Origin of the sequence: Granulicella pectinivorans, assembly GCF_900114625.1 — a bacterium.
GTDB classification, from domain to species: domain Bacteria; phylum Acidobacteriota; class Terriglobia; order Terriglobales; family Acidobacteriaceae; genus Edaphobacter; species Edaphobacter pectinivorans.
This window is the reverse complement of sequence record NZ_FOZL01000002.1, coordinates 244,996-264,724: the sequence shown is the minus strand read 5'-3', so window position 1 is coordinate 264,724 and position 19,729 is coordinate 244,996. Positions and strand designations below refer to the sequence as shown.

Genomic DNA, 19,729 nt, shown 5'->3' with positions numbered 1-19,729 from the left:
ACGGGGTGGAACGCAAGGCATTGGGCGGGACGGGGCTGATGGTTTCGACGATTGGTTTTGGAGCTTCGGGGCTGGGGGAGGCGTTCGGGGAGATCGATGGAGTGGAGGGCACGCGGGCGGTGGCGCATGCCGTGGAGTGTGGGATCAATCTGTTCGATGTTTCTCCGTATTACGGGAATACGCTGGCGGAGACGCGGTTGGGGGAGGCGCTGGTGGGGCGTCGGGACCGGGTGGTGCTTTCGACCAAGTGCGGGCGGTACGGGGTGGATACGTTCGACTTTTCGCCGGGGACGATTACGGCTGGTTTGGAGGATTCGCTACGGCGGTTGAAGACGGACCATGTGGATGTATTGCTGGCGCACGATGTGGAGTTTGGGGACCTGGACCGGGTGATCGGGGAGACGATTCCGGCGATGCGGGCGATGCAGGCGGCGGGGAAGGCACGGTTTATTGGGGTGAGCGGGTATCCGCTGGGGGCGCTGGTGCGGGTGATGGAGGCGGTGGAGCTGGATGTGGTGTTGAGCTACTGCCGGTACAACCTGCTGAATACGGATATGGATGTGGAGTTGAGCGGGAAGGCCGCAGAGGCGGGGGTGGGTTTGATCAATGCCTCGCCGCTGCATATGGGGATTCTGGGGGGACGGCTTGTGCCGGCATGGCATCCGGCACCTGCGGAGGTACAGGCGGCGGGGGCTCTGTTTGCGGAGGTGTGTGGGCGGTATGGGGTTGCGCCGGGCGCTGCGGCGCTGCGGTTTTGTACGGATTATCCGGAGGTGGCGACTACGCTGGTGGGGATGGCGAGCGTGGAGCAGGTGGATGAGAATCTGGCGGCTTTGACGATGGAGGTGCCGGATGGGCTGTGGGGAGCGGTGGAGGAGGTTCTGGGGCCGGTGCGGGGGAGGGTTTGGGCGTCGGGGCGGGTGGAGAATCAGTGACGGTTGCGGCGGTACTCCCACCTCTCCAACGCGATACCCATTCGACAGGCTGAGGGCAGGTTGTGGGGCACCCGAATTTTTGCGCTTATCGTTGAATGAGGCGTTCGCGGAGGGCCTGGGCGGAGGCGGGTTTGCCGAAGAGCCATCCCTGGCCCTGGATGATGGCGTCGATGCCGGAGAGATAGGTGGCCTGCTCCTGGAGCTCGATGCCTTCGACGACGATCTTCAGTTGCAGTGCTTTGCCCATGGCGAGGATCTGCGGGACGATGTTGGCGGTGACGGAGTTGGTGCCGATGGTCTGGGTGAAGGCTCGGTCTACTTTGAGGACATCGACGTCGAGCTCGCTGAGGTAGGCGAGTGAGGAGTAGCCGGTGCCGAAGTCGTCGATGTAAACGGTGTGGCCGTAGGCGCGGAGCTGGCGGATGCTTTCGATGACGATGTCGCGTTCGGCGGTGGAGCGTTCGGTGAGTTCGAGGCCGATGCCTGCGGCTGGGACGTGCTTGGTCTGGAGCATCGTCTGGAGGCGTGGGATGAAGGTGTCGTCGGTGAGGTCCTGCGCGGACATGTTGACGGAGACGCGGAATCCGGGGGCGGAGCGGAGGATGTCGGCGAGTTCGTCGGTGACGCGATCGAGGACGAGGGTGGTGATGTCGCCGATGAAGCCTTGCTCTTCGGCGATGGCGATGAAGATGTCGGGGCGTACGGGTTTGTCGTCGTCATCGTTCCAGCGGACGAGGGCTTCGGCGGCGACGACGGAGCCGGTGAGTACTTCCACGATGGGCTGGTAGACGACGGAGAGGCGCTTCTGGCGTACGGCGCGGCGGAGTTGGTTGGGCAGGCTGTGGTCGCGTGTGCGCATGAAGAGGATGGTGCCGGAGAAGAGAACGCCGATGATGGTTCCGATGGCGGCGGCGATGAGGAAGAAGGGGCGGTTGGGGGTCCAGATGTCGGTGAGAGCGATGCTGGTGAGGACGCAGTCGGGGCGGATGGTGGAGCATGCTCCGTAGTAGAGGACACCGTCGCGGATGAGCTCGTGCCTGGAGAGGATGAGGTCGAGCTTGGCGGGACGGGGAGCGTTGGAGTAGGTGCGGAGGAAGGTGTGTTGCTGGAAGTTGACGACGCCGCCTGAGAAGTAGAGGGGCGGGCGATCGAACTCGGCGAAGACATCGGGGCTGAGGACGACGTTGGAACGACCGAACTCGACGATCTCTCCATGGGCTCCTTCGGCGGAGCTGAGGGGGACGTTGAAGTAGATCATGCGGCCGTTGTAGGTCTGGATGTCGGGCTTGCCGATCTTGATGGTGGGCTGCTCTACACCGGCGATGGCGGAGCAGAAGAACTGTCCGTCGTGCTCGCGGCCTACATCTTTGAGGTAGGGCGAACGGAAGAGGAGCTTGCGGAGATAGCTGACGTCCGGGTCGGAGCACTCGGGGAAGGTGGAAGCGTTGGCGGCGGCGAGTGTGGCGTTGATGTTCGCGGCGAGTTTTTCATCCTGCTCGAGGATCTCGGAGGCGTAGGTCTTGAGGCGGGCGGCCGCGGTGGCGAGGATGAAGAAGCGGGCGATGAGGAGGGCAAGGCCGGCGGTGAGCAGGCAGACGACCAGGAAGATGCAGGCGGACTGGGCTACATTCCGCGCGGTGGAACGCTGCTTCGGGGACATTCGTACACTCCTCGATACGGAAAAGGGTCGCAGAGAACCGGGCAACAAGACAGTCGGGGAGTTTCAGAGATGTTTCATGATGATGCTGGTGTGAAGAGATAGTACATGAGGAAGCAACGGCTGGGTGTGAGACTTTCTAAGTCGTTTGGGCTAAACGAGCTTTGAGGGCCTGGGGCGTGGTGGGGGCTCCGAAGTGCCAGCCCTGGGCCGAGATGTGGCCTTCCTCGAGGGCCAGGTAGGCTGCCTGTTCGGGACGTTCTACACCTTCTACGACGATGCGCAGATTGAGGGTGCGTGCCATGGAGAGGATCTGCGGGAGGATGGACGCGGTGATGGAGTGGGTGCCGATGGTCTGGGTGAAGGAGCGATCGACCTTGATGACATCGGCGGAGAGTTCGTTGAGGTAGGAGAGCGAAGAGTATCCGGTGCCGAAGTCGTCGATGTAGACGATGTGGCCGCGGGCGTGAAGCTGGCGGATGGCTTCGATGACGGTCTCGCGGTCGGAGGTGGAGCGTTCGGTGAGTTCGATGCCGATGCTGGCGGCTGGGACGCGATGGGCGTGGAGGAGGCTGTCGAGTCGCGGGAGGAAGTTGGGGTCGGTGAGGTCCTGCGAGGACATGTTGATGGAGACCTGGAAGGCAGGGTTGGCACGGAGGAGGTCGCCGAGGTCCTTGAGGACGCACTGGAGGACGAAGGTGGTGATGGTGCCGACGAAGCCATGCGATTCGGCGAGAGAGATGAAGAGTTCGGGAAGGACGGGGGCTCCGTCTTCGTCGGTCCAGCGGACGAGGGCTTCCGCTCCGATGGTGGCACCTGTGGAGACGTCGACGATGGGCTGGTAGAGGACGGTGAGGTCTTTGCGGCGGATGGCGCGGCGAAGCTGGCTGGCGAGGGTGCGGCGGCGGCTGTCCATGAAGAGCGCGGTACCGCTGAAGGCAAGGCCGATGAGTGCTCCGGAGAGTACGGAGGTGATGACGAGTGGGCGGTTGGGACGCCAGATTTCGCGGTAGGGGATGCCGGTGAGGACGCAGTTGGGGCGTGTGCCGGAGCATCGTGAGTAGAAGAGATAGCTGCCGCGGTGGGTGGCTCCGCTGGCGAGGATGAGATCGAGCTGCGGGGGGACGGGAGCGTTGGAGTAGGTGGTGACCATGGTGCCTTTGCCGGCGTCGATGACGGCGGCGGAGAAGAACATGGGCAGGCGGTAGAAGGCGTCGAAGGTGTCGGGGGGGAGGATGACGTTGGATCGATCGCTGGCGACGATCTCGCCGTGGAAGTTGTTATCGATGTCGATGGGGACGTTGTAGATGACGTTGTGGGAGCCCTGGGGGGTGAAGCCGCGATGCGATGCGACGACCGGGTGAGGAACGATGCCGGCGATGACAGAGCAGAGGAAGCGGCCGTCCTGTTTGCGGCCGATGTCCTTGATGTAAGGGGAGCGGAAGAGGAGGTGGCGGAGGATGACGAAGTCGGCCTCGGAGCAGGGTGGTGCGGTGGAGGCGTCGGCTGCGTCGAGGGTGTCGTTGATGTTGGCGGCGACCTTGTCGTCCTCGGCGAGGAAGTCGGAGGCGTAGGTCTGAAGGTGGGTGATGGCGGTGGAGATGAGGATGGAGCGCGCGATGAGCGCGGTGATGGCTGCGCCGAGGAACGTTGTGGCAAGGACAAAGCCTACCGCAGTGAGGAGATGGTGCTTCGGTCGCGGCACGGCCTGGCGCTCCTCTCTCTCGCTGCAAAATGCGACGGACACGGAGCGGCGAGTGTGTTGCCGGTCGTGTGTTGTGTCGTTGGACAGGATGTTACAGGAGTTGCGGTGCGAGGCGGTAGATTTCCCTTGCGTTGAGGCCGAAGACGGCATTCCGTTCTGTTGATGTGAATGTCGCGAAGAATTTTCGCAGGAGATCGAACCATGCGGCGTACTCGACGCCGGCGAGACATACGGGCCAGTCGGAGCCGGCGAGGAGGCGTGATGGCGTGAAGGCTTCGACGACGGTGTCGAGGTAGGGGGTGAGCTGCCCGGAGGTCCAGTGGAGTGGGTCGGCTTCCGTGACGAGGCCGGAGATCTTGCAGAAAACATTGGGGCGGCGTGCAAGTTCGCGGAGTTGGGTGGCCCAGGGCTCGAGGGCGCCTTCGGCGATGCGGGGCTTGGCGATGTGGTCGAGGACGAAGGGCTGGTTGGGGTGGCGGTCGACGAAGCGAATGGTCTGGGGGAGGTGTCGCTCGAAGATGAGGATGTCGTAGACGAGGCCGGTGTTTTCGAGGAGGTCGATGCCGGCGTTGAAGGCTTCGCCGAGGATGAAGTCGGGGTCGGGTTCGGCCTGGATGACGTGGCGGAGGCCCTTGAGGTAGGGGTTTTCGCGGAGGGTGTCGAGGTGGGCGGGGAAGCTGGGGGAGGCGATGGGGGCCCAGCCGACGACGCCTTTGATCTCTGGGGTGGTGGCGGCTGTTTCTAGGAGCCAGTGGGTCTCTTCGAGGGTCTGGCGGGCCTGGACGGCGATGGCTCCGTCGATGTTGGCGGCGTTCATCGCGGATGTTAGGTCCGCTGTGTCGAAGTCGCGGCGGAGGGGAGCGAGCGGGCCTTCGAGCCAGCCGAACTCTTCGGGGGTGAAGCGCCAGAGGTGATGATGGGCATCGATGGTGGTCATAGTCGATCCTGGGGGTTGGTCAGGCCAGGAAAAGAAGGCATACCGCAGGGGCTAAAGCCCATCTTTGTGAAGGCCTATGAAACCCCGGGGCTAAAGCCTTGGGATACCTGGACGGCAGAACAGACGAGGTGACTTCCAGAGAGGTTGGAGGCGTTGATCCCACGTCTCTGGATCGAGACGTGGGGACCAGGTTTGAGGTGGTTTTCTAGAGGGCTTCCGGGGATAGGTTGACTTCGTGGGTGGTGGCTGGCTTCTTGTTCATGAAGCCGTAGAGGGCTACGCCGACGGAGCAGAGGAGAGGCACCCAGAAGGCGGTGGCGAGGGAGCCGGTGCGGTCCTTGATGGCTCCCATGATGAGCGGGGTGACGGCTCCGCCAACGATGGCCATGACGAGGAACGAGCCGCCGAGCTTGGTGTTGGGGCCGAGATCCTTGATGCCGAGGGCGAAGATGGTGGGGAACATGATGGAGAGGAAGAACGAGAAGGTCATGAGGGCGTATCCGCCGAACATGCCGGGGCGGGTGATGCCGATGAAGACGAGGGCGACGTTGCAGACTCCGTAGAGTCCGGTGATGAGCGCGGGGGAGAGATAACGCATGATGGGCGTGGTGACGAAGCGGCCTACGGCGAGGAGCACCAGCGAGATGGTGAGCATGTAGCCGGCGGTCTTCTCGGTGACAGGAGTGTAGGCCTTGAAGTAGGGGATCAGGTTCGACCAGACGCCGACCTGGGCACCGACGTTGCAGAACTGGGCGACGACGGCGAAGAGGAAGTGCGGATAGCGGAGAAGGGCAGAGAAGGAGCCCTGGGGAGCGTCTGCGTCGGTGGCGGCGAGCGAGTCGAGGTAGCTGGGGAACTTGATGCGGGAGATGACGAAGGCCAGCAGGAGGACGACGGCTCCGAGGATAACGTAGGTGGGAACGACGCGCATGATCTCGGAGTGGAGATACGGTGCGTAGGTGCCGGCGGCCTTCATGGCGTCGACTTCGGTGGGTGTTTTCTCAATGCCGGAGAAGATGAACCAGGTGCCGAAGAGGAGACCGGCGATGGTGCCGGGAGGGTTGAGCGACTGCGCGTAGTTGAGGCGGCGCTCGCTGGTGGCTGGGTCGCCGAACTGCGCGATCATGGGGTTGCAGGTGGTCTCCAGGATGGAGAGTCCACAGCCTACGGTGAACAGCGCGACGAGGAAGAGGCTGTAGCGGCTGACGACGGCTGCTGGCCAGAAGAGGAGCGTTCCGGTGGCGAAGACGCAGAGGCCGATGAGCAGGCCACCCTTGTATCCGAAGCGGCGCGTGAGGAGCGCGGCGGGGATGGCCATGACGCCGTAGGCGAGGAAGTTGGCGGTGGAGACGAGCTGGGCCTGGAAGAGGGAGAGCTCGAAGGACTTCTTGAACTGCTGGACGAGGATGTCGGTGAGGTTGTTCGACATGCCCCAGAGAAAGAAGGCGAGGGAGACGAGGCCGAAGGCGAGCATCTGTCCGGAGGGAAAAACAGGGACGTTCTTGTCGGCGGGATTCTGGGTGGTGCGGGCGGGAGTCGAGACCTGCATTCTTCCTCTTTCTCGTTTTGTCTTGAGGACTGCATTGTAGGGACGCGGCGGGACGGTGTGCAAGGTAAAGAATGGAAACGTTTGTTCCGGATGCTTTCGAAAAGTAGTTTTTGCCTATGGAAAGAGAGGTTGCCCTGGTGAAACCCACATCTCAGAGTCGAGATGTGGGCACCCGATTTCGTGGCGCTTTAGTCGTTGAGGTTCACCATGATCTTGGTGAAGCGGCCGGGGGCGGAGCTCCACTCGGCGAGGATGGGAGCGGCTTCGTCGAGGGAGACGATGGCGGAGACGGCGTCGTCTACGGGGAAGTTGCCGGCTTCGAGCATGGCGATGACGGCGAGGAAGTCCTCGTGGAGGGCGTTGCGGGAGCCGAGGATGTCGAGCTCCTTCTGGACGAAGAGGCGGGTCTCGTAGGAGACGGGCTCCTTGGCGTAGCCGATGTAGACGACGCGACCTGTGAAGGCGACCTCTTCGACGGCGGCGCGGAAGGTCTGGGGGAGGCCGATGGCCTCGATCATGACGTCGGGGCCGTGGCCCTCGGTGATCTCCTGGAGGCGCGTGTGGAGATCTTCGCGGAGGGTGTTGATGCAGTGTCGGGCACCGGCTTTGCGGGCGACCTCGAGCTTGCGGTCGTCCATGTCGATGGCGATGGTGTTGGCTCCGCGAAAGGCGGAGGCGGCGATGGCTCCGAGGCCGATGCCGCCACAGCCGAAGATGGCGGCGGTGTCGTGGGGAGCGACTCTGCCGCGGGCGGCGGCGTGGGCGCCAACAGTCAGCGGTTCGACGAGGCAGAGTTCCTTGAGGGTGAGGGGAGCGGGGTAGAGTTTGGCGCGGGGGATGGAGACGTATTCTGTCATGGCCCCGTCGCGCTGGACGCCCATGGTCTGGTTGTGGAGACAGGCGTTGGGGCGGTTGCGGAGGCAGGAGGCGCAGGTGCCGCAACTGGTGTACGGCGAGAGGGTGACGAGGGTGCCGTTGGTGAGGTCTCCACCGTTGTCGATGACGGTGGCGGCGACCTCGTGGCCGAGGATGCGCGGGTAGCGGACCATCGCGTTGCCCCCGCGGTAGGTGGTGAGGTCCGTGCCGCAGAAGCCGACCATGTTGACCTTGAGCAGGACCTCGCCGGGACGAGCGGAGTCGAGCGTAGGGATGTGGGCGATGGTGGCTTTGCCTGGGCTTTCCATGCGGAATGCTTTCACGGGGGTTCCTTTAGTTCACGATAACTTTCTGGAGTATGCGGCCTTCCGGAATTATAGGGGGGCTGGAGGAACATGCAAACGATTGTGGGGAAAAGGTGGGAAAGGCGGGAAAAAGAGGCAAAAGCAGCGGCAAGGAGGATGGAAGGTCACGGCAAAACGTGCGCTGTCCTTCTGCTGCTCAGCATGGCGCACGTTTTGTCGTTTTTTATTCGGCTCTGAGGGCGTCTACCGGGTTGATGCTGGCTGCTCGATGGGCAGGGAGGAAGCTGGCGGCGAGGGCGGAGAGGCCGAGCAGGGTGGCGACTGCGGCGAGGGTTGTGATGTCCCAGGCCTGCGTGCCGAAGAGGAGCGTCTTCATGGTGGTGGCTGCGGCGATGGAGGCGATGAGGCCGATGGCGATGCCGATGATGGCGAGGGATCCGGCCTCGCGGAGGATGAGCTTGTAGACGGTTGTGCGCTGGGCTCCGAGGGCCATGCGGACACCGATCTCGCGGGTGCGCTGCGAGACGGAGTAGGCGACGACGCCATAGAGGCCGACGATGCCGAGAAGCAGGGCGGTGACGGCGAAGGCTCCGGCCAGCCATGCGGTGGAGCGATGGATGTACGCGGTGGAGGAGTTGGCGAGGATGAGGGCCATGGTGTCGGGCGAGTCGGCGAAGACGTCGGGAGCTTCCTTGTGGACCGCCTCGATGATGGTGGGGAGCATGGCTCCTTCGGATGTCGTGGTGCGCACGATGAGTTGGAAGTAGGTGTCGTTGCCTTGGGCGAAGGGTAAGTAGAGGACGGGCGTGATGGGCTTGTCGAGGGCGCCTTCGCGGATGTCGTCGATGATGCCGACGATCAGCATGGGGGATTCCGTGGCGATGGAGGTGTGCTGGAGCTGGTGGCCGACGGGGTCTTCGTTGGGGAAGTAGGCACGGGCGAAGGCGCGGTTGATGACGGCTACGCGCGTTGTGTCCTTGGTGTCCTGCTCGGTGAAGAAACGGCCCTGGGCGAGGGTTGCGCCGAGGGTCTTGAGGTAGGAGGGTGTGACGCAGAGGTACGGCATCTCGAGGTGTTCGCCGTGCCAGGGACGGCCGAGGACGCGGACCCACTCGGTGCCGCTTCCGCGCAGGGGCGTGGAGGTGGAGGAGGCGACGGAGACGACGCCGGGGAGCTGGGAGACGCGGTCGTGGAGGCGCTTTTCGAGGGCAGTGAGTTGTTCTTCTTTGGAGTACTGGGCGTCTGGCGCAGCGATGCCGAGGGTTGCGATGTGGTTGGGGCGGAAGCCGAGGTCGACGTGCAGGAGGCGGTAGAGGCTTTTGCCGAGGAGGCCGGCTCCAACGAGGAGGACCATGGCGGTGGCGAGCTCGATGATGACGAGGTTGGCTCCGAAGCGTCGCCATGCCATGCCGGAGACGCCGCGGGATCCGTCTGCGAGGCCTTGCTGGACGTGATGGAGGGAGAGGCGCAGGCGCGGGGTGAGGGCGAAGACGAGGAGAGCGCCGAGGGCGATGACGGCGGTGAAGCCGAGGATGCGCGGGTTGAGGCCGATGCCCTGGAAGAACGGCATCTGGTTGAGCATGCCGGTGGGGATGAGGGCGAGGAGAAGCTTCATGGCGATGGCGGCCAGGGTGAGGCCGATGGCGGTGCCCGTGCCGACGAGGAGGGCGGCCTCGGTGACGAACTGGCGTGTGATGCGGGCGGGTGAGGCTCCGAGCGCTCCGCGGATAGCAATCTCGCGGCGGCGGCTTTCGGAGCGTACGAGCAGGAGGCTGGCGACGTTGACGCAGGCGATGAAGAGAAGCAGGGCAGCGCCGCCGAGGAGGAGGAGAAGGATGGGTCGGATGTCGCCGACGATGTAGTCGGTGAGCGGGATAACGTTGGCTCCCTGTCCGCGGTTGTCGGTGGGGTGTTCGTTCTCAAGCTGTGCGGCGATGGCGAGGGTGTTGGCGAGTGCGGTTGCCACGGTGGCTTCGGGCTTGAGGCGCGCGAGGCCGAAGAGGGAGTGGCAGCTACGGCGCTTATCGCAGGATCCGCTTGGATTGAGGGAGAGGATGAAGTCGGGGGTGCCGATGGGGGCGAAGTGGAACTCGGGCGGTAGAACGCCGATGACGGTGACGGGCTCGTCGTTGATGGTGACGGACTGGCCGATGACGCTGGGGCTTTGGTTGAAGGTCTTTTGCCAGGTGGCGTAGCTGAGGAGGGCGGTGCGTGGAGCCGAGGGCAGGTCTTCGCCGGGACGGAAGTCGCGGCCGAGGACGGGCGCGATGCCGAGTGTGGAGAAGAAGCCGTCGGAGACGCGGGCGGCGGAGACGAGGACCTTGCCGCTGGGTGTGGTCATGAGGCCGCCCATGCGGCCGTAGACGTCGAGCGAGGAGAAGACGGTGTTGCGGGCCTTCCAGTCGAGGTAGTCGGGGTAGGAGAGGTTGGAATGTACGTAGAGGGGGACGCGCTCGAAGACGCCTACGAGGTGCGAAGGATCCTTGTAGGGCAGGGGCTTGACGAGTGCGGCGTCGACGAAGGCGAAGATGGAGACGGCGGCACAGGTGCCCAGGGCGAGCATGAGGATGGCGGTGAGGGTGAAGCCGAGGTTCTTGCGGAGCTGGCGGATGGCGAAGGTGAGGTCGTGGAGGAGATCGTCGAGCAGAGGCAGGGTGGAGCCTTCGCGGTAGGCCTGGCGGGTTCGCTCGACGCCGCCGAGGGAGAGGACGGCCTGTCGATGGGCTTCGTTGGGGCTCATGCCGGCGCGGAGGTTGGCGTCGGTGGCGAGGGAGATGTGGGCTTCGAGCTCGGCGGAGAGTTCGGCTTCGCGGTGCTTGTCGGGGAGGATGCCGGTGAGGCGTGCGATGAGACGTCGCAGGGCTTTCATGCGGACTCTCCCTCGAGGAAGCGGGCGAGGATGGCGGTGGTCTGGTTCCACTCTTTGGCTTCGCGCTTGAGCTGGGCGTGGCCGGTGCGGGTGAGCTTGTAGAACTTGGCCTTGCGATTGTTTTCGGAGAGACCCCACTCGCTGGCGATGGCCCCTTCCTGCTCGAGCTTGAGGAGGGCGGGATAGAGGGTGCCGTAGTTGAGCGCGAGTGCGTCACCGCTGGTCTGTTCGATGCGGCGGGCGATGCCGTATCCATGCTGCGGACCCATGGTGGCGAGGGTTTTGAGGACCATGAGGGCGAGGGTGCCCTGCCAGATGTCGGTGCGGTTGCCCATGCGCGTTTTCTCCTATTGCAATGCCATAGGAAGGATGGCACAGAGACCTATGGTATTGCAATAGGAGATTCTATGGGTTGGCCATAGGAGGGACGCTTAGAGGCGGGTGAAGCGCAGGGCGGCGTATGGCTTGACCGGCATGCGGATGCGGGACTTGCCGGAGTGCGTGCCGGGGATGGGGGTGATGGTGTGAGCGAAGATATCGAGGGCCTCGGCCTTGTAGGTCCCTTCGGGCAGCGGGAACTCGTACCAGAGGGGCTGGTGGAAGTCCATGAAGTAGAGGATCTGCCGGGGGGGCTTGCCGGTGGTATCGAAGGCGGTGGCGTTGAGGTAGTAGGGATCCGGCGAGGGGGTGAGCGGGGATTGGATGAGGGATTGGAGGAAGGCGATGTGGGCGGGGCTGGTGCCGTGGAGGTCGCCTCCGTGAGACCACCAGATGGTGGGTGTGGTGGCCTCGTCGAGTGTGGCGTCTTCGGGGAGGAAGGTCTCGCCGTGGGTGGCGTAGCAGCCCTGGATGAGACAGAGCCAGAAGCGTCGGGTGAGTTCGTCGCCGGAGACGTTACCCCAGCGCTTGTTGAGGTTGCCCTCGTACTGGATCTCGTCGAAGCAGACGGGCTTGTGCCATGCGTTGCGGTACTCGAGCGCCTTTTCGAAGGTGATGACCTGAAGGCTGGCGTGCGTGACCCACGGGTGGCTGTTGTCGTAGATGGGGCCGGAGTGATGGATAGAGCGGAGATGTGCGTGGGGGTCGTGCTGTTCGATGAGGTGGAAGAAGCGGTCGAAGTCGGCGAGCTTCTTGGAGTGCATGAGATCCCACTCGTTGGCGACGGACCACCAGAGATTGCGATAGCAGGAGAGGCGGGCGAGGAGGTAGCGGAGGTAGGCGTCGTCGGCTGCGGGCGGCATGGAGGCGAAGCCCCAGCGAGCAGGATCGTCGTAGGGATGGAAGAGGATGAGGTCGGCTTCGATGTGGAGGGCGCGGAGGCCGGCGAGGCGCTGCTCGAGGTGCGCGTAGAAGGCTGGGTTGGGACGGGTGAGGTCGAAGTGGCCGGGTGTTCCGGCGAAGGGGAAGAGCGTGGGCTCGTTGTGGTTGTACTCGTAGTGCTTGGGGAAGACACACATGCGGAGCTTGTTGAAGGGAGATTTTTTGAGGGTCGCGAGTGTTTCGGCCTGGAGCTTTTCCGGCTGATGGACCCAGGCGTAGCAGGTGGTGCCGAAGGGGAAGAACGGAGTACCGTCGGCGTGAGCGAAGTGGTAGGTATCGGCTACGCCTACGGGGCCGTGGCTGGTGGGCGGTGTGCAGAGAAAGGCTCCGGTGTGTCCGTTGAGCGTGGGGATGTTGCTTTGGGTGGTGAAGTACCAGGAGCCTTCGGCGTCGGGCATGAAGCGGATCCTGTATTGGCCGGCACCGTCGTAGAAGCCTTCGAGGGACACGGCGCGATGGCCGAGGGTGAAGGTCGCGGTGAGGGTGACTTCGGCGAAGGGATTGCCGGTGGATGGACCTTCGAAGGTGGTTTCGAATATCTCCCAGCGTGGGGTCGAGCGGACGTTCTTCGCGATGGGAGCAAGCGACGTGAGAGAGGCAGCGGAGGCAAGCTTGAGGGCTTCGCGGCGTGTGATCGGCGGCATGAGGAGAGTGTAGCTTGGCTGTGATTGATTCCGTGGACTAGGATGCATGCCATGAATGCTGAGGACTTTCGGCGTGTGGCTTTGAGTCTGGAGGGCTCGGAGGAGGGCTCGCACATGGGTGCGATGGACTTTCGTGTGGGCGGAAGGATCTTCGCGACGTTGGCCTCTGTGGCCGAGGGGTACGGGAACCTGATGCTGACAACGGAGCAGCAAGCTGCTTTTGTGGAGGAGCGACCGGACGTGTTTTTACCGATCAAGGGCGGCTGGGGACGCATGGGGATGACGCATTTGCGGCTTGCCGAGGCCGATGCGATGTTGCTGGAAGGCGCTCTGCGCGCTGCGTGGAAGCTGCGTGTGGAGAAGAATGCGAAGGGCAGGAAGAAGCGGTAAGGGACGCCGGCTTGCCAAGGGTGCGGACGATGACGAGAATGTCGGCTATGGCACATGACAGACGGGAATTTCTCAAGGGCTCCGGGTTGGCTGTCCTTGCGGGGTTGGGAACGGGCGCGGGGCGAGCAGAGGATGTGGCGGTGGCCACTTCTGCGGTGAGTCCAGGTGGCCGCGTGGAGCGCGTGAACATTCTGCAGGGGACGGATTCTACTTCGTTGTTTTCGCGGGGGAATACGCTGCCGATCGCGGCGGTGCCGTTTGGGATGGCGCACTGGACGCTGCAGTCGAGCGGGCATGGGCCGTGGTTCTTTCAGCCGCGGGATAACCGGCTGCAGGGATTTCGGTCGACGCATCAGTTGAGTCCTTGGCTGGGCGATTATGGGCAGGCGGTGTTTCTGCCATTCTCGGGTGAGGTCCAGGCGGATGCGGATGCGCGGGCGGCTTCGTACCGGCCTTCGGAGTCGACGCTGAAGCCGCACACGATGAAGATGCGGTTGATGCGGTACTTCGCCGATGTGGAGCTGGTTCCGACGGAACGGTGTGCGGCGATGGAGGTGACGTTCTCTGAAGGGAAGACGCGAGGGCTGCTGATCGATGTGCCGGGTGAGGCCACGGAGATGGTGGGAGATCGCGCACGCAAGACGGTGCGGTTCGCATCGACGGCGAATCGGGGTGGGGTGCCGCAGGGGTTTGCGACGTACTACGTGGTGCGGTTCGACAGGGCCTGGGCGGTGGAGACGAAGGTCAACAGCAAGGGAACCACGGTGGCCACGTTCACCTTTGACGATGCGGTGATGTCGCTGCGGGTGGGGATTGGAACTTCGTTTCTCTCGTATGAGCAGGCAGAGCGGAATCTTGAGCGCGAGATTGGGGCGCGGGGAATCGACGAGGTACGGTCGGCGGCAGCGAAGGTTTGGAATGAGCATTTGGGGAGGATTGCTACGGAGGGTGGGACTGCTTCGCAGGGTAGGATCTTCGACTCGTGTTTGTATCGGGCGCTGCTGTTTCCGCGGGTGTGGCATGAGGTGGATGGGGCCGGGAAGACGGTTCATTGGAGCCCGTATACGGGGCGGGTGACGGATGGCGTGATGTATGCGGACCATGGGTACTGGGATGTGTATCGGGCGTGGTATCCGCTGATGTCGCTGGCGTATCCGGAGCGTCTGGGCGAGATTTTGCAGGCGTGGGTGAATGCTTACCAGGAAGGCGGATGGCTGCCGCAGTTTCCTTGTCCTGGGTACAGGGCGTGCATGACGGGGAGCCTGATCGACGCGGTGTTTGGCGATGCGGCGGCGAAGGGGATCAAGGGCTTCGACATGGAGGCTGCGTATGCCGGGCTGAAGAAGCATGCAATGGGGCCGGGGGATCCGGATAGGGGGTATGGGCGGCGTGGGATTGAGGAGTATCTCCAACAGGGGTACTGCTCGACGAAGGTGGAGCAGTCGGCGGCTGAGACGACGGACGCGGCGTATGGAGACTTCTGCATTGGGCAAGTCGCGCGGGCGCTGGGGAAGACGGACGATGCGGTGTATTTTGAGAAGCGGTCGGGGAACTGGCGGAAGCTGTTCGATGAGGGTGTTGGGTTCTTTCGCGCAAAGCATCCGGATGGGAGCTGGGCGGAGCCGTTCGATCCGATTCGTTGGGGCGACCCGTATGTGGAGGGCGCGGCGTGGCAGCACCGTTTCGATGTGCCGCACGATGTTGAGGGGATGATGGCAGCGTATGGCGGTCCGGCGAAGATGGCGGATGCGCTGGAGACGATGCTGACCATGGCTCCGGACTTTCGCGTGGGCGCATACGGGCGGGAGATTCATGAGATGTCGGAGATGGCAGCGGTACGGTTCGGACAGTATGCTCACTCGAACCAGCCGGTACACCACATTCTGTATCTGTTCACTGCGGCGGGCAGGCCGGACAGGACGCAGTTCTGGGTGCGGAAGGTGATGGAGGAGCTTTACACGGAGGATGGATTTGCGGGGGATGAAGACACGGGGTCGATGGCGGCCTGGTATGTGCTGAGCTCGATGGGCGTGTATCCGGTGTGCGCGGGGAAGGCGGAGTACACGTTGGGGAGTCCGCTTTGGGAGCGAGTGGTGTTGAGGGTGCCGGGGAAGAAGGAGACGGTGATCTCAGCTCGAGGCCGTGGGGTATTTGTCTCGGGTGTTCGGGTGAATGGGGCGGCGCATGGTGGCGGGATGATCTCGCACGCGGCGCTGACTGACGGGGCGAAGGTTGAGTTTTCGATGCGTGGGTAGAGAAAGGGAATGACGATGCGTGGTCTGTGGCTGGTTGCGGTTTTGCTGGTGAGTGCGGGGAGTGTGGCGGCGCAGGAGATGACGGCGGCGGATGCGCTGGTGAAGGTGCGGGCGCGGTATCCGGCCGATGTGGGCGCGGGTACGGTGGATACGGTGAAGGCGGGGGATCCGTCCACGAAGGTGACGGGCGTGGCGACGACGTTTCTGGATACTCTCGATGTGCTGCGTGAGGCCAACAGGCGTGGGTTGAATCTGGTGATTACGCATGAGCCTACGTTCTACAACCACCTGGACCAGACGACGCTGTTGACGAATGACCCGGTTTACAAGGAGAAGCTGGCGTTTATCGAGGAGCACCATATGGTGGTTTTCCGGCTGCACGATGCGATCCATCGGGTGCCTCCGGATGCGATTGCGATGGGGCTTGTGGAGCGGCTTGGGTGGAAGGCTTACCTGCGCAAGCCGGATGAGCCTTACTTCGTGACGATTCCTCCGATCTCGCTGGTTGATCTGGCGAAGGAGTTACAGAAGAAGCTTGGGGCGGAAACGATGCGGGTGGTGGGCGAACCTTCGTTGCGGGTCACGAAGATCGGCATTGCACCGGGCTCCGCGGGGATGCCTCGGCAGGTGATGGCGCTGGAGCGGGATGATGTCGAGGTGCTGATCGCCGGGGAGGCTTCGGAGTGGGAGACGGTGGAGTATGTGCGGGATGCGAGCTCCGAAGGACGGAAGAAGGCGCTGATTCTGCTGGGGCATGAGCCTTCGGAAGAGGATGGGATGGAGCAGTGCGCGAAGGATCTGCGGGGCGTGTTTCCGGGGCTGAAGGTGGAACATCTTGTGGCGGGCAATGCGATGTGGACGCCGGATAAACCTGTGGCGGTGAAGAAGTAATTTGTAACTATTTTTGTTCGGCGGCGTGCATGACGAGGGCGAAGAAGTGGATGAGGCGCCAGGTGTCCATGGCGCTGGGCTTTGTTTCGCCGAAGTCGAGGTGGGAGAGGACTGGGCTGACGAGCGCGGCTTGCAGGTGCTGGTGTTCGAGCTCGGAGGCCATCCACAGGGTTTCGGCCGAGGGGATGATGTTGTCGGCGGCTCCGTGGAGGAGGTAGACGGGGGTGGTGAGGGTGCGGAGGCGCGGGCCGGGGGAGAGGCCTTCCATCTCGGCGGTGTGGTGGGCGCGGGCGCGAGCGAGATTGGCGCGGGTTTCGGGTGAAGTTGCGTCCATGAGGTGAAGGGCGATGAGGGTCTGGGCGGGGGTGAGGTTCTTGAGAGCGGCCACTTCGGCGGGTTTGTCTTCGTAGAGATGGGCTTTGAGGACGGCTCGGATGGGGGCGAGATCCCGGGGGGAGACGAAGTCTTCGAGGTAGTCGTATTCGAGGACGAGTGGGCCGTACTCGTGGGCGGTCAGGCGCTCGGTCGTGCCGTCGGGGCGGAGGTCGGTGTTGGTGGAGTAGAAGCTGAAGACACGGGCCATGGAGCCCTGGGAGCCGACGGCGAAGACGAACTTGAAGGCGGAGTGGAAGTCGGGGTTGGCGGCGGCGAGGAGGGAGAGGCCTCCTGAAAAGGACAGGCCCATGACGCCGACGGGGCCACCGGTGCGCTGTGCGAACCAGCGGGTGGTGTCGCCGATGACGCGGATGGAGGTGGAGTCGACGCGGTAGTCCTTGATGTTGGGGAGCTCTGGGGTAAGGACGCGGAGGCCGCAGGAGGCCATGGCGGTGGCGAAGCTCATGAGGCGGGGCTCGTCCATACCGAGGTGGTGGACGCCGTGGAGGACGACGAGCGCGGGGGCATTGGGGTGTTTGACGGGGACGTAGAGTCGCGCGCGAATGGGGCCTTCGGGCGTGGGGACCGTGAGTTCTTCGGTGACGACGGGCTCGGCGACGATGGCGGAGAGGGGCTTCGAGACGGGTTGGCCGGAGACGAGCTGGAGGACCGTCATGGCCTGGAGGTGGGCTTTGGTGAAGGGCCACGCGGTGAGGCAGAGGATGGTGACGCCGGCGATCAGAAGCGTGTAGAAGGCGAGGCGGTTGCGGCGGATGGCGGCCTGGGAGGCGCGGATGCGGTCGAGGGAACGCTGGCGGGTGGTGGCTATGGTTCCCGTAAGACGGGAGAGAGGGCTCGGGCGATTGAGACGGGGCTTCCGGCGCAGGATCGGCATGATGAGGCTTCATCATACGATGAGGCTCTTGGTAAACCCACATCTCGAAGACGAGATGTGGGTCCCCCGGATTTGCGGCTGTTTAGTAGCCGTTGGCCAGGAGGTAGGACTCGGTGAGTTCGTAGTGGGCGGGCCTGGCGCGCTCGGCGTACTTGGAGAGGACGTCGACCTCGATGTTCAACGGGGTTCCGGGGGCGTAGGTGCGGAGGCTGGTCGCGAGATAGGTATGAGGGATGATCGCGATCTGGACTTCGTGGCCGACGATGGAAGCGACCGTGAGGGAGATGCCCTCGACGGTGATGGAGCCTTGGGGGACGACGTACTGGACGAGTTGCGGGGGGAGCTGCAGCGTGAGGCGCCAGTCGGTGGTGGGTGCGTCGGGGGTGATGGGGGTGAGGCTGAGGAGTGTGGCGGTGCCGTCGACGTGGCCCTGGACGACGTGGCCTCCGAGGGGCGAGCCGGCGGGGGTGGGGAGCTCAAGGTTCACCGTGCTGCCGGGAGTGAGGTTCGAGAGGGTGGTGCGGGCGATGGTCTCGGCGGCGAGATCGGCTGAGAACTCGGTGTCCGTGATGGAAAGGGCGGTGAGGCAAACGCCTGAGACTGCGATCGAATCGCCGGTGTTGAGGCGTGGAGCGAGCGTGGGGGCGGCGACGGTGATGCGGGTGGCACCCGGGGTCGGGGTGACGGCGAGAACCTTGCCTGTGGCTTCGATGAGTCCGGTAAACATGCTTCTAGGTTAGCGCACCGGGCGTTGCAGAGACCAAGGATCGTGGATGTAGCCGGTCAGACGCATGTCGACCTTGTTGGTGTTCTGGAAGGGCTCGCGAGAGGTGCGGGTGAGCCGCTCCTGGAAAAGGAAGGGCGAGGCGATGCCGGTGGCGAAGTCCAGGCCTGCCGGACCGAGCTCGGTTTCGGTATAGAAGAGAACGCACTTGTCGACGAGGTCCTGCTTGAGGAAGGCTCCGTTGAGGGCTGAGCCGCATTCGAGCAGGAGGCTTGTGAGGTTGCGCTCGGCGAGGATGTCGAGGACGGCGTTGAGGCTGAGGAGGCCATCGTGGGTCGGAATGGCCTGGACCTGGGCTCCGGCGAAGCGGAGGTTGTCGGCGCGGTGGGTGGGGGCGTCCTCGTTGCAGAGGACGAGGAGATCGTCTTCGATGGTGTGGACGAGCCGCGAGTCGATGGGGAGACGGAGCTTGGAGTCGAGGACGATGCGCAGGAGCGGTCGGCGGCGTGGGAGTTTGGAGCGGTCGGCGAGAGAGGGGTCGTCGGCGAGCACGGTGCCGATGCCGGTGAGGATGGCGTCGGAGGCGTGTCGCAATCGCTGGACGTCGAGGCGTGCGAGGGGGCCGGTGAGCCAGAAGGGCTGGTTGGGGAAGCGGCGGCCGGGAGGCGGCGCGAGTTTGCCGTCGACGGAGAGGGCGGCCTTGAGGGTGACGAAGGGGCGGTGGGTGGTGATGTAGTGGGCGAAGGTGTCGTTGAGGGCGCGGGCTTCGGCGCAGAGGGGGCCGACGGTGACGTCGATGCCGGCGTTGCGGAGCTTGGCGATTCCTCGTCCGGCGACGAGCGGGTTGGGGTCCTGGGTGGCGACGACGACGTGGCCGACACCGGCGAGGATGAGCGCGTCGGCGCAGGGGCCGGTGCGTCCATGGTGGGAGCAGGGCTCGAGGGTGACGTAGGCGGTGGCGCCTTCGGGGTTCATTCCGCGGGCTGCCGCGTCTTTGAGGGCTACGATCTCGGCGTGGTCGAACTTTTCGTAGACGTGGGCACCCTCGCCGATGATCTTCCCCTGGCGGACGAGGACGCAGCCGACGACGGGGTTTGGGGAGGCGAGGCCGGAGGCCGCAGAGGCGAGGTCGAGGGCTCGCTGCATGAAGGGGAGATGATCGAGATGGGCTTCCAAGAGCGGCATTGTAGAACTCCACCCCCTATGGGGTAAATGTTTCAAAGTATTCAAAAATATAGGTTTATGTCTGGACTCGAACGTCGGGATCTCATATGTGGGGCTGGCTTCCCACTCTGTTGGATGCGGTGGGTGTTTCATGCTTCGGTTGCCAGGGTTGCTCTTCTGGAAGGTGGCGCTATGGTTTGGATTATAACGGTTGGCAGAACGACCAAACCGGTGTGCG

General features: G+C 63.9%; 15 protein-coding genes. 4 read left to right on the top strand and 11 right to left on the bottom strand.

Annotated features, from left to right (window positions below; genetic code table 11):
* Positions 1-5 precede the first annotated feature (5 nt).
* Positions 6-935, top strand: a complete 930-nt coding sequence (locus BM400_RS18920) for an aldo/keto reductase (protein WP_217644134.1) — start codon at positions 6-8, stop codon at positions 933-935.
* Between the two features lie 85 nt (positions 936-1,020).
* Here the strand turns inward: BM400_RS18920 and BM400_RS18915 are convergent, their stop codons facing one another.
* The 8 genes from BM400_RS18915 to BM400_RS18880 all read right to left on the bottom strand — a co-directional run bounded on the left by BM400_RS18915 (position 1,021) and on the right by BM400_RS18880 (position 12,797).
* On the bottom strand, positions 1,021-2,595 hold the full coding sequence (locus BM400_RS18915) for an EAL domain-containing protein (RefSeq protein WP_089842682.1): 1,575 nt from the start codon (positions 2,593-2,595) through the stop codon (positions 1,021-1,023).
* A gap of 136 nt (positions 2,596-2,731) precedes the next feature.
* A complete protein-coding gene (locus tag BM400_RS18910; RefSeq protein ID WP_175529145.1) occupies positions 2,732-4,297 on the bottom strand; it encodes an EAL domain-containing protein in 1,566 nt (521 codons plus the stop codon).
* Between the two features lie 91 nt (positions 4,298-4,388).
* Positions 4,389-5,234: an amidohydrolase family protein gene (locus BM400_RS18905; RefSeq protein WP_089842675.1), complete on the bottom strand. Its 846-nt coding sequence runs from the start codon at positions 5,232-5,234 to the stop codon at positions 4,389-4,391.
* Between the two features lie 205 nt (positions 5,235-5,439).
* Positions 5,440-6,783 carry an L-fucose:H+ symporter permease gene (fucP, locus tag BM400_RS18900; RefSeq protein ID WP_245782031.1) on the bottom strand — a complete coding sequence of 448 codons (1,344 nt, stop codon included), beginning with the start codon at positions 6,781-6,783 and terminating at the stop codon, positions 5,440-5,442.
* A gap of 188 nt (positions 6,784-6,971) precedes the next feature.
* Positions 6,972-7,982 (bottom strand): zinc-binding alcohol dehydrogenase family protein, encoded by a 1,011-nt coding sequence (locus BM400_RS18895; protein ID WP_245782030.1) that lies wholly within the window; start codon positions 7,980-7,982, stop codon positions 6,972-6,974.
* A gap of 205 nt (positions 7,983-8,187) precedes the next feature.
* A complete protein-coding gene (locus tag BM400_RS18890; RefSeq protein ID WP_089842669.1) occupies positions 8,188-10,833 on the bottom strand; it encodes an ABC transporter permease in 2,646 nt (881 codons plus the stop codon).
* Complete coding sequence (locus tag BM400_RS18885; protein ID WP_089842667.1) at positions 10,830-11,168, bottom strand: PadR family transcriptional regulator; 339 nt, start codon at positions 11,166-11,168, stop codon at positions 10,830-10,832. Before BM400_RS18885 ends, BM400_RS18890 begins: the two co-directional genes overlap by 4 nt.
* A gap of 96 nt (positions 11,169-11,264) precedes the next feature.
* Entirely contained in the window at positions 11,265-12,797 is a 1,533-nt protein-coding gene (locus BM400_RS18880) for a DUF5060 domain-containing protein (RefSeq protein ID WP_089842664.1), read from the bottom strand.
* 51 nt (positions 12,798-12,848) lie between these two features.
* On the opposite strand from BM400_RS18880, the gene BM400_RS18875 reads away from it, so the two are divergent.
* Genes BM400_RS18875 through BM400_RS18865 form a run of 3 tightly spaced genes read left to right on the top strand, consistent with a single transcriptional unit; the run spans position 12,849 to position 16,333 of the window.
* Positions 12,849-13,187 carry an MmcQ/YjbR family DNA-binding protein gene (locus BM400_RS18875; RefSeq protein WP_089843911.1) on the top strand — a complete coding sequence of 113 codons (339 nt, stop codon included), beginning with the start codon at positions 12,849-12,851 and terminating at the stop codon, positions 13,185-13,187.
* A gap of 47 nt (positions 13,188-13,234) precedes the next feature.
* Entirely contained in the window at positions 13,235-15,442 is a 2,208-nt protein-coding gene (locus BM400_RS18870) for a GH92 family glycosyl hydrolase (RefSeq protein ID WP_245782029.1), read from the top strand.
* A gap of 9 nt (positions 15,443-15,451) precedes the next feature.
* Complete coding sequence (locus BM400_RS18865; RefSeq protein ID WP_089842660.1) at positions 15,452-16,333, top strand: Nif3-like dinuclear metal center hexameric protein; 882 nt, start codon at positions 15,452-15,454, stop codon at positions 16,331-16,333.
* A 7-nt stretch (positions 16,334-16,340) separates the two neighbouring features.
* Here the strand turns inward: BM400_RS18865 and BM400_RS18860 are convergent, their stop codons facing one another.
* From BM400_RS18860 to ribD, 3 genes are all read right to left on the bottom strand, one after another.
* Positions 16,341-17,603 carry a dienelactone hydrolase family protein gene (locus BM400_RS18860; RefSeq protein WP_089842657.1) on the bottom strand — a complete coding sequence of 421 codons (1,263 nt, stop codon included), beginning with the start codon at positions 17,601-17,603 and terminating at the stop codon, positions 16,341-16,343.
* Positions 17,604-17,685: 82 nt separating this feature from the next.
* On the bottom strand, positions 17,686-18,330 hold the full coding sequence (locus BM400_RS18855) for a riboflavin synthase (RefSeq protein WP_089842655.1): 645 nt from the start codon (positions 18,328-18,330) through the stop codon (positions 17,686-17,688).
* 9 nt (positions 18,331-18,339) lie between these two features.
* Positions 18,340-19,512, bottom strand: coding sequence for a bifunctional diaminohydroxyphosphoribosylaminopyrimidine deaminase/5-amino-6-(5-phosphoribosylamino)uracil reductase RibD (ribD, locus tag BM400_RS18850; RefSeq protein ID WP_089842652.1), 1,173 nt, complete (start codon positions 19,510-19,512; stop codon positions 18,340-18,342).
* Positions 19,513-19,729 lie beyond the last annotated feature (217 nt).